Below are 14,329 nucleotides of genomic sequence, written 5' to 3' on the forward strand. Positions count from 1 at the left end.
GATTATAACGAAATCAGGCTGCTGAATGAATATACTTCTTGTCTATCCGGAATATCCCGACACGTTCTGGAGTTTCAAACATGCGTTAAAATTTGTCTCGAAGAAAGCGGCATTCCCACCGCTCGGCCTCCTGACGGTTGCCGCGATGTTACCTGAAGAATGGGAAAAAAGGGTGGTCGACGTAAATGTCCGGCCGTTGCGAGACGATGACATACTCTGGGCTGATTATGTTTTCGTAAGTGCGATGTCGGTTCAGAAAGAATCTGCCAAAGCAATCATAGCGCGCTCCAAGAAACTCGATAGGAAAATAGTTGCCGGCGGACCGCTGTTTACAGCATTGCACGACGAGTTTGGGAACGTTGACTACCTTGTCCTGAACGAAGCGGAGATCACACTGAAGCCTTTCCTAGCCGATCTCGCTGCAGGGAAGGCAAAGCACATCTACACTACCACCGAATGGGCTGACATAACTCAGACTCCGATTCCTAGATGGGACTTGATAAATCTCAAGAATTATGCGTCGATGAATCTCCAGTACTCGCGGGGGTGTCCATACGATTGCGAGTTTTGTGATATTACTGTCCTGTACGGCAGGATTCCGCGCACAAAGACCAAGGAGCAGGTGATTTCCGAACTTGACAGCCTCCGTGAACGAGGCTGGAGAGCTAGCGTCTTTTTTGTGGACGATAATTTTTTGGGAAACAAGAGCAAATTGAAGAAGGAGATACTCCCTTCAATAATCGAATGGATGGACGAAAAACGCCATCCTTTCTTTTTCAATACCGAGGTGTCACTTAACTCAGCCGATGATGAAGAGCTCATGACGCTCATGGCCAGAGCGGGCTTTAATGCAGTTTTTGTCGGGATCGAATCGCCGAACGAAGAAAGTCTGGAAGAGTGCAAGAAGATTCCAAATAAGAAACGCGATCTTGCCGCGAGTGTAAGGAAAATTCAGAAGTTTGGAATGGAAGTTCAAGGAGGATTCATTTTAGGTTTCGATATGGATCCGGCGTCGATTTTCGATAAGATGACCTCGTTCATCCAGGAAACAGGAATTGTCACGGCGATGGTTGGTTTGCTGAATGCGCCGCGAGGCACGAAACTTTATAAAAGGTTGATGAAGGAGGGAAGACTTCTTCACGTCTTTTCTGGGGACAACACTGATTTTTCCATGAACTTTATTCCCAAGATGAACAGGGACGTTCTCGTTAAAGGATACAAGAGTGTAGTTAAGAGAATCTATTCGCCGAAACAATATTATGAGCGCGTGAAAAAATTCATGAAGAATTACAATCCGCCTCAGGTGAAAGTCTTCCGCATGAACCCCGGTTATACAAGAGCTCTTTTCAAATCGATTGTGCGTCTCGGCATGGTTGAGAAGGAGAGGGTTTATTACTGGCGGCTGTTTTTCTGGTCACTTTTCACGAGGCCGAAACTTTTCCCGCTGGCCATAACTTTCTGCATTTACGGTTTCCATTTCAGAAAGATATTTGAAGACCACATAATGAATTTGAAATAATCAAAGACAGAGGCGAATGCCGTGTTTCCGAGGAGCGCCTTTGTGTCATGGATAGGTACTGATTAGCGGTGGTATCAAGGGGCGGTGGGCAGCGTCCGGAACTTGCATATCGAATACTCATCATCTCAGAAACAGACTATATGTCAACACGACGAATACAATTGCCGTGAACGTAGTGTATTTATAATTCCGTTCCGCGAATGCGAAGAAGAGCATAGAAGCTGCAACGCGGACATACGGTGTGAGCATCAGGGCCGCGATGCCGAGATTGACAAGGAGTCGAGGTCTGAGGTGAAGCCGTGTAAACTGATGAATTTCGGTCAGCACGAATTGAAACAAGTTCATCCCCGCGATTGAGTAATCAAGCCCGATATGTCCCGTGTCGACATAATGCCAAATTACTCCTGACACGATCAACGTGATGCTTGTGAGGACGCCGACAAGAAGAATATACCCAACGAGTGCGTCCATCTTATATTCGATTGACTTTTCTTTCTCCTTTTTTGACTTCGTTTCTTGCGTCGTATTAGTCATGCGATAGCTCCTATCCCGCGAATTATCATCTCTACGCCAAGAATTGCGAGGATCACAAGAAAGAAAAGCCTGACCGTCTGGTTGGTTAAACGAACGAGGATCCTTGTTCCGATAAAAGCACCGCAGACGATGCCGAGTATCACAGGCGCAGCAAGTGCCGGATCGATCATGCCGGCCGCTAGGTAAACGCTTGTCCCCGCGAGGGCAGTGACGCCAATAATCAAGTTGCTCGTGGTGGTAGATACTTTAGGCGGAAGTCCCATCACAAGATCGTGGATCAAAACCTTTAGAGCTCCTGCCCCAATGCCGAGCAGACCTGCGATGAGTCCGGCACCGAACATAAGTGGTCCCCCGAAATAAGCCCGGCATCCGCGATAGTTGATCGTCTCCTTGGATGCATTATCGTAATACTCGCCCTCGAGTTCTAACCACTTTGAAAACTTGTCCTGATGCTCGATCGGGCGCCACATTTCATGTCGCTGTATCAGTAAGGTCAACCATGATCCGAGGAGGACCAGACCGAAAATTATGAACAGCGGTCCGCGGGAGGAGATAAGGGTAATCGCCGCGCCGGCGAGGGCACCCACTATGGTAAACATTTCTAGAAACATTCCGACCTTAAGATTCGTAATCCGGTCGCGCACATATGCGGACGCCGATCCGGATGAGGTGGCAATTACCGAGACTATGCTGATGGCAATCGCATGTTTTATATCCATTCCGAACAGCGTCAATGCCGGTATGAGTATCACACCGCCTCCCATACCGCTCATTGCACCTACAAAGCCGGCAACAACTGAGACTACCAACAATATTTCAAACGACATTCAATTGACTTTCAATCATTGGACACGATTTAGTGCATGGCGCCCCTAATCTACACACAAATTAAATTAGACTCAATTTGCGGGTTTTATAATTGCTTTACGTCTTTTCAGTCTCTTTTTATGCTTCCTTGATTGCACCAAGCACCATGAAGTGATCATATTTTCCCCGTTATGAAAAAGATAGAAATTTTTATACCACCTGAAAAGGTCTATGACGTCTGTGAAGGGCTCCATGGTATGGGCATTTATGGGATCGTCCTAAGTGAATCAAGAATTATTGACAAAGCGATCGAGGAGGATTCAGAAAAATTGGACGACAAAATCATAATCCCGCCCAAGATCGCACTGGTACTTACGCTGACATCCTCGCTGGTTGAGCCAGTTGTATTTACCGTTCTTTCCATCATGAAGGCTGGTTCTCCGGCAAACGGGAGAATTACCATTTCATCATTCGAAGAGGTAATTGACACGGACGACGAAGAAACAGATACGGATATGCTTCAGTGGTATCAACTCGCAAAGTGAGGTATCAATTTATGAAAAACTTTTACATCTGGACAATCATATTTGCAGTACTTATTACTTCATCATCTGCTCTTGGCGCGGATTCAACTTCGGTTGCTGCACAAATTCTCTCTAAAGTTTCCTGGAGTGGATTCGTCGATGTCTATTACAGTAAGAACTTCAATGGTCCGTCAAATCAGTGGAACCAACTTCGCAACTTCGACTTTTATGAAAACCAGTTTGCATTAAACCTTGCAAAACTGACAATCCAAGAGCAGGCTCAGCCTGTCGGCTTTCGCGTCGACCTTGGTATCGGGACCGGCAACGATATCGTTCAAGGTCTGCTGAATCCATTGACGGGAGCCACGACACCGTCCATGAGCACATTGAATCTTGTCGAGCAGGCTTATCTCACGGCGGTCATTCCTGTCGGCTCCGGTTTAACTGTCGACATCGGAAAATTTGCGACGATGATGGGTTATGAGGTAATCGAATCCAACGGCAACTGGAACTACAGCAGATCGCTGATGTTTGCATGGGCAATTCCGTATTATCACATGGGAATGAGGCTCACATATCCGGTCACAAGCAGTTTCACGGTTGCTCTCCATATCGTCAACAGCTGGAATACCGTTGTAGATAACAACAAATCAAAATCGGTCGGACTGGAATTCAGCTACTCTCCAACACCTACGACATCGATCACGGTGAACGGCATGAGCGGGTTTGAACAGCCAACCGGTGTTCCATACGGGAAGAGAGATGTTGCCGAACTTATTGCCACCCAGCAGGTCGGAGATAATCTTTCGTTTGCACTTGATGTCACCTACGGGCGGGAGAGATATCTTGGCTCCCTGCAAATCTGGAAAGGGACAGCGGTCTACGCGAAGTATAATCTCGACTCGAAATCAGACATCGCCCTGCGCGGTGAGGTCTATTACGATCCGAATGACTACACCACTTTCGTGACATTTCCCAAGGCGACATTCAAAGAGATCACCGCGACATACGAATACCGTCCGTGGGATCCGATAATCTTGCGCCTCGAAGCACGAGACGATTTTGCGAATGGGAATGCATTCGTATCCGCAAGCACGGCGGCTCCAACAAGAGCTTCGCAGCCAACGCTTCTGGTCGGAGTTATTGCAACGTTTTGAAAATTTTATGAAATCGACCGTTATGATTTCTTTATGTTTTCACGGCTTCTCTTTACGGTTTCTTAATTGCTCTTGCATAGTGGAACAGTGACATTGATGCCGTAAGGATTTAAAAATTTGAAATTTGGAGAAATGTAAAATGGAAATGAATCTTCTGATATGGTTACCAGCGATGTTTCTGTTGCTGATCTGCCTGATGGGACTATGCTATCTCTTCATGGAAGCTTGTGACAAGATCTAACCAAACACACGAGGTATGAGGAAATGATTTATTTAACAATCGTCGTAACAGTGCTCCTGTTTGTCTATTTAGTCGTTGCGCTTCTAAGACCGGAAAAGTTTTAAGCGAAACGGCAGAGGTTTAGCTAAAAGGAGATTAAGAAATGACTTTTCAAATTTGGTTCTTACCGTTCCTCCTGCTCGCCACGGCGACACTCGTCGCGTTTCCGTTGAGCCGTTATATGGCGTGGATCATGGAGGGGAATTATCGTCCACCCCGAATATTTGTATGGTTCGAGAAACGATTGGACAGCGGCCATCAGAACTGGAAACAATATCTTGTAGCGCTGCTTGTTTTCAATACCGCACTCGGAATCTTCGGATTCCTTGTCCTTGCGCTTCAAGAATACTTGCCGCTGAACCCATTGCATAGACCGATGGTTGCACCGAGCACGATATTCAACAGCGTGATATCGTTCATGACAAACACGAACCTGCAGCATTATTCCGGCGACCAGCATTTTTCGAACTTCAGTCAGATTTTCTTCGACATATCGAACATGTTTATGTCTGCCGCAATCGGGTTGTGCGCCTTGACAGCCATAATCAGAGCCCTGCGCAGCGATTCTCATCTTGGAAATTTCTTCCTCGACATGTGTGGCGCGTGCTGATTTACATGTTCATCCCTGCTGCATTTATCTTTAGCCTGATTTTCATCACGCAAGGCAGTCCAATGACTCTCCAGAGCATTTATCATCTTACTGCTCTTGAAGGAGGACCTCAGTCGATAATAGTAGGGCCGGTTGCTGCACTTGAATCGATCAAAATGCTCGGAACGATTCTCATTGTCGGTGCATTGCTTTTTCTCCCGATAGCCGTTCTTGGACCGATAGCTGAACATGTTGGGCCGATCCCATTTGGCGGATAACGAGAAACTAAATGTTCGAAAATGCTCTGAGAATTTTGAATAAGAAATCTTTAAGGAGTTAAACATGAACGAAGTGCAAGACATAGCGAGTGAAGTGGAGGACATGAAGAATATGTCGACTTCAAAATCAAAGAAGCCCCTCCGCCGCGTGCGAGCAAGAAAACTGCTTGAAAGAGAAACGGCAATGGCGGCATTGAAACAGTCTTTTGTCATGCTTCGCCCGGACATACAATGGAAAAATCCGGTGATGTTCACAGTAGAAGTCGGAGCAATATTGACATTACTGTATGTTTTTGACGCAGCATTCGGCGGTCACGTGAGCATCGTACCGGTCTCTTACTTCATAGCATTAACCGTCTGGCTTTTTCTTACAGTGTGGTTCGCGAATTTCGCGACCGCACTTGCGGAAGCTCGCGGTAAAGCTCAAGCCGAGTCGTTGAGAAAGGCTCGACACGACACGATGGCATATCGAATGACTTCGACGGGATCAATTGAAGGAGTTTCGTCGAGCGTACTTAAGCTCGGCGATCGCGTAGTGGTCCAGGCCGGACAGATGATCCCTATGGATGGCGAGATCATCGAAGGAATTGCTTCTGTGGACGAATCCGCGATCACGGGTGAATCAGCACCGGTAATCCGGGCTGCACACAGTGATGCTTCAGGTGTTACCGGCGGGACTTATGTTCTCTCCGACAAGATAACGGTCGAAATCACAAGCAATCCCGGCGAATCGTTTCTCGACAAAATGATAGGATTGGTAGAGGGTGCGATCAGACAGCGAAGTCCTAACGAAATTGCGTTGACCTTGGTTCTCTCTGCCTTCACGCTGATTTTCTTGATCGTCGTCGTTCCACTCTGGCCAATGGCGTGGAACGCCGAGCAATATATGGCCGGCTATCTCGGGATTTCAGAACCTCTCAAGAGTCTCGGTACGGATGTGCCTACGTTAGTTGCGCTTATTGTCTGTCTAATCCCGACTACCATTGGCGCTTTGCTCGCAGCCATCGGAATCGCCGGGATGGACCGCGCACTTCAATCTAACATAATCGCAAAGAGCGGAAAGTCTGTCGAGATGGCCGGTGATATAGATGTCGTACTACTCGACAAGACTGGGACGATCACGCTTGGAAACAGACACGCCACCGGGTTTTTCCCGGTAGGTGCTTATAAAGAAGCCGACTTAGCCCGGCTTGCGGCGTTGTCCTCAATTGCTGATGAGACCCCTGAAGGGAAAAGCATTGTAAGGCTTTATGAAAAACACAGCAAAGACCCTATCAAGGCTCCGAATGATGTGACATTCGTTCCTTTTACGGCCCAGACCCGCATGAGCGGTATAGACTTTTCAGGAGGACGCGAGGTTCGAAAGGGTGCACCCGATGCCGTGATTAAATTTGTCCAGGAAAATAACGGTACGATACCTTCTGAACTTAATTCAATAGTCAATGACGTTGCAAAGAAAGGTGCTACACCATTGGTCGTTGCGGATGATTCTCACGTGGTCGGCGTGATTTCGCTTGAAGACATCTTGAAGCCGAATACCAAAGAGCGCTTTGACCAGCTGAGAAAGATGGGATTGAGGACCGTCATGATTACAGGCGACAATCCTGTCACAGCCGCGGCTATTGCCGCGCAGGCAGGAGTCGATGATTATATTGCACAAGCGACTCCAGAGACGAAGCTTGAGTTTATCCGGAATGAGCAAGCTGACGGAAAGCTCATTGCCATGATGGGAGATGGTACTAACGACGCTCCCGCGCTTGCCCAGGCAGATGTAGCACTCGCAATGAATGCCGGTACACAGGCGGCGAAAGAGGCGGCTAACATGGTCGATCTCGACAGCGATCCGACGAAATTGCTCGAAGTCGTTCATGTCGGGAAGCAGCTCCTTATAACCCGTGGAGCCCTGACTACTTTTTCGATAGCCAACGACGTCGCGAAATACTTTGCAATTATTCCGGCACTTTTTGCCGGTACATTGCCGTGGCTTAAAGCAGTTGACATTATGAACTTGCATTCTCCGACATCGGCAATCCTGTCGGCAGTGATATTTAATGCTTTGATCATTCCGGCTTTGATTCCTGTCGCATTAAAAGGAGTTAAGTATCGGATCATGGGCGCGGACGATTTGCTGAAGAGGAACCTGTTTAACTGGGGACTCGGCGGCGTTATCCTCCCGTTCATCGGTATCAAGCTGATCGACATGATCATGGTCGCTCTGCATTTTGTGAATTAAAGTCTAAGAAATTGGAGAATACTAAGATGGCTAAAATTATATCAAAAAGTTTTCTGCTCCTGTTCTTTGCAGTCGTTATATGCTGCGTACTTTATCCGCTCGTATTGTTGGCAATAGGGCAGACGTTATTCCCATTCCAATCTAATGGGAGCATCGTAAAGGGAGAGGACGGTCAACCCGTCGGTTCCTTGCTCATTGCGCAGCCGTTTACGAAGGATGAATATTTTCAGCCCCGTCCGTCTGCCGCGGGATATGATGGTACCGCCTCGGCCTCATCTGCGTTGGCTTCTTCCAACTATGTCCTGCGTGACCGGGTAGCACACGTCCTCGGCCCAATAGTAAAATATGCTGCCGGACCGAAAGCCGGCCAGTTAGTCGGTTCAGATATCGAAACGTGGTTCCAGCATGATGTTTACCAGGGAAGTCGGCACATTGTTGCTCAGTGGGCATCGATGCATCCTGGAGATGCTCTGGCTTGGGTGAACACTGATTCATTGCACACCGCGTACGTTGCCGATTGGGCGAAGACTCATCCAGATGTCGTCGCTCAATTCATAAGGAGCAACCCGGCTATCTCTCAGCCAGCGCCGTCCGATCTCGCGGTGACATTCTTTCAGAATTTTTCTAATGAAAATCCCGGTAAGTTTGTTTCTGCCGTAGCTGATACCGGTGCTGATGGCAAGACCATAGTAACTGTGATCAAGCCGGTAAGCACCGGTACAGATATTCAGTCCGATTTCTTCGACATGTGGAGACTGGATCATCCGAACGACTCCCTGCAGGATATTCCCGGTGATATGGTTACGACGTCCGCTTCAGGATTAGACCCGGACATAACGATGGAAAATGCCGAATATCAGCTTGATCGCGTCTCGGCAAAATGGGCGACAGACTTAAAGCGCAACCCTGCAGATGTGCGAAGGCAGATTGAAGACCTTCTCCAGAAGGATTCTTTTGCTCCTCTCGATGGACTCGCCGGAGAAAAAATGATAAATGTTCTTCAGGTGAACCTTGAACTCCGCGGCATGTTCGGAGCACCGCAGTAAGATTTAAAAATTGAGGCGTGCTCGACAGCTCGCGACACGCCTCAGGATTTTAGTCCTCTCTTCGGTTCCATCTGTTGGGAGGCGGATGGAAAAACCAACTCGCAGAGATCACTTCAGAGCCAACCAATTGGAATAGCTTCGTTAGGTAGTGACCGATAATGTTGTCGAAAAACTGTTTAAGCAGAATGGAGTTTAGAAAATGGCTATTCAAATTTGGTTGTTACCGGTTCTTCTTCTCGCCACAGCTGCAGCGGTAGCATTTCCGCTAAGCAAATACATGGCATGGATCATGGACGGAGAATATCGTCCGATCCGAATCTTTGCATGGTTTGAGAAAAAATTGGACAGCGGACATCAGGATTGGAAAAAGTATCTGATCGCGCTGCTTGTCTTCAACGTGGCACTCGGCATATTCGGTTTTCTCGTACTGGTTCTTCAACAGTACTTGCCTCTCAACCCGTTAAACCGCCCCATGCTGGCGCCGAGCACAATATTGCACACCGTCATTTCGTTTATGACGAATACGGACCTACAGCATTATTCCGGCGACCAGCATTTTTCAAACTTCAGCCAGCTCGTCTTCGATTCAATTAACTGGTTTTTGTCTGCCGCAATCGGCTTATGCTCACTGACAGCAATCATCAGAGCATTGCGCAGCGACTCGCATCTCGGGAATTTCTTCGTCGACATGTGGCGCGTGATGGTTTACATATTCATCCCCGCTTCATTCGTCTTCAGCTTCATATTCATCACGCAGGGAGTTCCGATGACGCTCCAGAGCGTTTACCATCTTACCACTCTTGAATCAGGGCGGCAGTCGATAATCGTCGGCCCGGTTGCCGCGCTGGAATCGATTAAGATGCTCGGAACAAACGGTGGAGGCTTCTACGGAATGAACTCGGCGCATCCGTTCGAGAATCCAACGGGTTTATCAAATTTCTTCAACAGTTTGACGATGCTTCTTTTCCCGTTCTCTCTTGTATTCATGTTCGGCAGAATGCTCAAGAAGATGCGCCATGCCTATGTGATTTTCTCCGTAATGCTCTTTCTTATGGTTGTCACGATCGTGTGGACGATCGCATTCGATACATATCAGCCGAACCCGGCTTTCACCAGTCATCCTATGGCGAGAACTTATTCGGTGCCAAGTGCAACGGCGCAAGGCGGAACACAGGCCGTGACGCTTCCCGCGGTTGGAGGCTTGCCCGTGGATCAGCATCTCGGCAACCTCGAAGGCAAAGAAATGCGGTTCGGAACATCCGCAGGCGCTACATTTGCAGCACTGACTGTCGACGTCACCTGTGGTGCTGTAAATTCGGAGCATGACAGCTTGAACCCGCTCGCGGCATTGTCGCCGATGGTCGGGATGTGGCTGAACTGCATCTTCGGCGGAAAGGGAGTCGGCATGATAAACATGCTGCTGTTCATTATCATCGGAATATTCGTGGCCGGTATGATGGTCGGCAGGAGTCCGGAATATCTAGGCAAGAAGATCGGCGCACGGGAAATTAAACTGGCAATAATAGCTCTCTTGGTTCATCCGCTGATGATACTTATGCCGACAGGATTGTTTGCCGCCACCGATTGGGGGATGAAGGCTGTAAGCAATCCAGGTCCGCATGGACTCTCGCAAATGTTTTATCAATTCTCCTCGGCTTCAGCAAATAATGGTTCTGCTTTCGATGGGCTTGGCGTGACTTACGGTTTTTACAATAACCCGAATCCTGCATCGGAAGCCGCGGCATGGGATATCGCAACGGCAATCGTGATAGTGATCAGCCGGTTCATCCCTATCATTGCACCAGTTGCCATGGCTGCATTTCTTGGAAGAAAAAAATCGAGTCCGTTTAGTCTCGGCACTTTGCGCACGGATACTCCGACGTTCGGATACCTGCTTCTCGGAACCATCCTCATCGTCGGCGCATTGCTTTTTCTCCCGATAGCCGTGCTTGGGCCGATCGCAGAACATCTCGGCCCAATTCCGTTCGGCGGATAAAGTAAGATTTAGATCGCAAGGCGGCCGTATCCTGGATTTTCTCCCTGGGTGCGGTCGCCCTTTTTTAGTTTAGGCTGCTTTTCTGTCCGTTGTTGCTTGGTTGTCGATTCAGGAAAATGTCAAGTCTGTATTTTGATGCTCCTCTCCTGAATTTCTTCCGATGTCATACCGAATATCGGAGGCGTTTTTACTTTCAGAAGGTTAAGGTATACATATGATTGTGCGTGATGATGAATCTCGTGTTCCACCATTCCACGAATGCATCTTTTCCAAATGTCAGCAATAGGCTGTTATGCGACGTATCGTGCCTCCAGACTCAGACAGCGCCATGGAGGGCGCCGCCTTAGACATAGCAATTAACACCTGAATCACAAAATAAGAATCAGCGGAAGTTTGGTTAAGGCCTGATTCATACAATTGATACTCTTTCCTATTCCCCTGCTTTATAGGATTTCTACATAGCCTTCTGTTCCATGCACACGAATTCGTTGCCCATCTTTTATCAGTTTGGTGGCATTGTCTACTCCGACAACTGCAGGTAAGCCATATTCACGGGCGATAACTGCTCCATGGGTATTCAGTCCACCAACTTCGGTGACCAGGCCTTTTATGGATACAAACAATGGTGTCCAGCTCGGGTCGGTGAATGAGGTGACCAATATATCTCCATCTTCCGGATCAGCATCTTCCATGTTTAAGATGATGCGTGCTCGTCCCTCTATAACTCCGGAAGAAACAGCCAGACCCACCATGGCTCCGGCTGGCAGATTTTCTCGTTTGTACTCACCTGCAATGATTTCACCCTCAGAGGTGATTACACGTGGTGGCGTTAGTCTTTCATATAATTTGTACTCGTCCTTTCGTTTGCTGATGATCCGGTAGTCCAGTTTGTTTGTGCGTACCACTTCGTGAAGTTCTTCAAAGGCGAGATAGTATATATCTTCTTTCTCATGAAGGACGCCCGCTTGTACGAGTTGTTCGGCCTCTTTCAGTAGAGCTTGCTTATAAATGAAGTAGCGATTAATCATGCCGTATTTTGGATATTCACGATAACCGATGAAATTCCGGAGCAGGCTGATCATCCGTTTTGTCTCTCTGGCTTTTCGTTTACCACCCGGTAATTGCTTCAATCGATCCAATAACTCTTGTTCTTTTCTCAAAGCTGACTGCCGCCCTTGCTCAAATTTCCGATTGCCTGCATTAGGCCCAAAGTTTTTGATGTTACTCAGAATCATGGGAACGAGTGTAGTCGGTTTTTCAGTCCAACGAGTTTTAGTAATATCGATTTCCCCGACACATCGCATTCCGTATTTGCTGAGATAAGCATAGATAGCGTCCCGGATTTCCTTTCCACCATCAAACTTAACCAGTTCATCCAAAAAGGTATCATCTTTTACATGGCGTAAATACTCAACTAATTCCGGATACGGACGAATCACATCTGCGACATCCAACAGCGCCAGACCCATCTCCGAAGTAATATTGTTTGGTGCAGATTGAGAGAGCGTGTCCGCTGCGTTCTTTTCACCAAGCCACTTCATCATTTTTTTGTTGATCCATGACGAAGCATACATAGCAACCATAATAACATCCAAACTTAGCGGGTTAAACAAAATTTTCTTTAATCGCTGAATATCTTCCCGAATAAAATCAAACAGATCCGCTCCTGATTTCTTCTGGATGTTTTGTTTTAATTCTTCTAACGATGTTTGACTACTCTTGATCAAATCTGCAGCGATTGCCGGATCGTTTTCGAATTCTGCCGGATATTTCCATGACATTACTCTATTACTGGTAACGTGACCCGGTACTTTTTTATCCCCAGATGACAATTGTATAAAATCTTTTCGCTTGACAATGTTTAAGAGAGCGTCTTTTATGAGCGGATCGAATTGACCCAGTATATCAATCATCTTTTTTCTGCTGACACGCGAAGTGAGATGATGCGTTATATCAACAAACAACCTTCCACCGGCTTTACGCATGGGTGCAGGAGTTATTAACAGGTAAAAAGACAATCCCAATGGTTTCATGGCATCGGTCATCATTTGCTGATGACCGACGGATATATAGATGTGATTTCCCTGGTCATTTGCTTCGGGGATCGGGTACAACGTAGTGATCGGCCGGCTCTGGACTATATAGAATGTATCATCAACCCCCGGATGGGGTCCTTCGGACAAACACCATTCGATGTCCTGGGAACAGCCGAAATGTTCTTCGATCTTTCTGCCAAGGCTCTCAAGCTGTAAAATCTGTTTATCGGTCAGCGCTTGCCTGTTCTGCCTCTCAGCCTCAATCTCCTGTTCTTTTGTACCGCCATCCCTGACAGCATAAATAGCCAGCTTCTTGGTGGATATCTTCTTATCGATAACCTTGCCGTTACGCACTTTATAGATATCAGCATTGACGAGGCCGGAGACCATGGCCTCACCAAGTCCGAAGCTGGCATCGATGGATAAGACTTTCCTATTAGAACTGACGGTATCGGCAGTAAACAAAATTCCCGCCGCCTGCGGGAAGATCATTTTCTGCACCACCACAGCTAGGTAAACTTTACGGTGGTCGAAGCCGTTTTGCATTCGGTAGATTACTGCGCGGTCCGTAAATAGGGATGCCCAACATTTGCTGATGTGTTTTATGATTGATTTCTTTCCGATAATGTTCAAATACGTATCCTGCTGGCCTGCAAAGGAGGCCGTCGGTAAATCCTCTGCAGTTGCGCTGGATCGTACTGCATAGGCATTTTCTTCACCGAGCCTGGAGATGAAGCGGGTTATCTCTTCATTAATATCTTGAGGGATGGGTATCCCTTCGATGACCCTGCGAATCTCACCGGTAAGTTGACCGATTTTTATCCGGTCTTCCGCCTTTAGAAGAGATAACCGATCAAGCAATCCGTTAATCGACGACGTTTCCCCCATGATTCTTTTAAAGGCTTCAGTAGAAATACAAAAGCCATCCGGTACGTGGACTCCTTCAATCTTAGAAAGTTCCCCCAGGTTCGCGCCTTTACCCCCAACAACCATGAGTTTTGTTTTGTCAATATCCTGAAAACCTAACGTAAATGAACTCATCCGTTTCCCCTCTTTGGAAATTCCTTCTTTGATAATTTTAATTACAACCTTCAGGCTAAACAATTCATCGGAGTATTATAGCCTCCACCAAATCGCATTAACGTGCTATTTCATTATAGCATTATCAAATGAGAACACATAGTCTGCATTTACAATTTTTTCTATGTTATAATTAAGGTAGTAGAATTCAATTTTCAAAGAAGTAAACCTTAAAGACACCAACCCGATGCCAAGGTGCATCCTTTTATAAGCAAATGAAAACAATTATTCAGCGAGCCGAAATAGTTCA

11 protein-coding genes are annotated in these 14,329 nt (G+C 47.1%); 8 read left to right on the top strand and 3 right to left on the bottom strand.

Annotated elements, in window-relative coordinates:
- Positions 1-25: 25 nt before the first annotated feature.
- Positions 26-1,519 carry a B12-binding domain-containing radical SAM protein gene (locus tag VLX91_11130; protein ID HUI30761.1) on the top strand — a complete coding sequence of 498 codons (1,494 nt, stop codon included), beginning with the start codon at positions 26-28 and terminating at the stop codon, positions 1,517-1,519.
- A gap of 120 nt (positions 1,520-1,639) precedes the next feature.
- Here the strand turns inward: VLX91_11130 and VLX91_11135 are convergent, their stop codons facing one another.
- Together VLX91_11135 and VLX91_11140 are read right to left on the bottom strand one after the other, a co-directional pair.
- On the bottom strand, positions 1,640-2,053 hold the full coding sequence (locus tag VLX91_11135; GenBank protein HUI30762.1) for a DUF1634 domain-containing protein: 414 nt from the start codon (positions 2,051-2,053) through the stop codon (positions 1,640-1,642).
- Positions 2,050-2,880: a sulfite exporter TauE/SafE family protein gene (locus tag VLX91_11140; protein ID HUI30763.1), complete on the bottom strand. Its 831-nt coding sequence runs from the start codon at positions 2,878-2,880 to the stop codon at positions 2,050-2,052. Before VLX91_11140 ends, VLX91_11135 begins: the two co-directional genes overlap by 4 nt.
- A gap of 171 nt (positions 2,881-3,051) precedes the next feature.
- Here VLX91_11140 and VLX91_11145 point away from each other — a divergent pair, with 171 nt between their 5' ends.
- The 7 genes from VLX91_11145 (at position 3,052) to kdpA (ending at position 10,963) form a co-directional block, all read left to right on the top strand.
- On the top strand, positions 3,052-3,405 hold the full coding sequence (locus VLX91_11145; protein ID HUI30764.1) for a P-II family nitrogen regulator: 354 nt from the start codon (positions 3,052-3,054) through the stop codon (positions 3,403-3,405).
- Between the two features lie 11 nt (positions 3,406-3,416).
- Positions 3,417-4,541, top strand: a complete 1,125-nt coding sequence (locus VLX91_11150; GenBank protein HUI30765.1) for a porin — start codon at positions 3,417-3,419, stop codon at positions 4,539-4,541.
- Between the two features lie 383 nt (positions 4,542-4,924).
- The gene (locus tag VLX91_11155) at positions 4,925-5,431 is read left to right on the top strand and encodes a potassium-transporting ATPase subunit KdpA (protein HUI30766.1); all 507 of its coding nucleotides are present in this window, start codon (positions 4,925-4,927) and stop codon (positions 5,429-5,431) included.
- A 5-nt stretch (positions 5,432-5,436) separates the two neighbouring features.
- Complete coding sequence (locus VLX91_11160; GenBank protein HUI30767.1) at positions 5,437-5,688, top strand: potassium-transporting ATPase subunit KdpA; 252 nt, start codon at positions 5,437-5,439, stop codon at positions 5,686-5,688.
- A 64-nt stretch (positions 5,689-5,752) separates the two neighbouring features.
- Complete coding sequence (kdpB, locus tag VLX91_11165) at positions 5,753-7,921, top strand: potassium-transporting ATPase subunit KdpB (GenBank protein HUI30768.1); 2,169 nt, start codon at positions 5,753-5,755, stop codon at positions 7,919-7,921.
- Between the two features lie 26 nt (positions 7,922-7,947).
- Positions 7,948-8,967, top strand: a complete 1,020-nt coding sequence (locus VLX91_11170; protein ID HUI30769.1) for a potassium-transporting ATPase subunit C — start codon at positions 7,948-7,950, stop codon at positions 8,965-8,967.
- A 199-nt stretch (positions 8,968-9,166) separates the two neighbouring features.
- Entirely contained in the window at positions 9,167-10,963 is a 1,797-nt protein-coding gene (kdpA, locus tag VLX91_11175) for a potassium-transporting ATPase subunit KdpA (GenBank protein ID HUI30770.1), read from the top strand.
- Between the two features lie 443 nt (positions 10,964-11,406).
- On the opposite strand, the gene ppsA is transcribed toward kdpA, so the two are convergent.
- Positions 11,407-14,103 carry a phosphoenolpyruvate synthase gene (gene ppsA / locus VLX91_11180; GenBank protein ID HUI30771.1) on the bottom strand — a complete coding sequence of 899 codons (2,697 nt, stop codon included), beginning with the start codon at positions 14,101-14,103 and terminating at the stop codon, positions 11,407-11,409.
- Positions 14,104-14,329: the final 226 nt, after the last annotated feature.

It is taken from the genome of Candidatus Acidiferrales bacterium (assembly GCA_035515795.1).
In the GTDB taxonomy this organism is placed as follows: Bacteria; Bacteroidota; Ignavibacteria; order Kryptoniales; family JAKASW01; genus JAKASW01.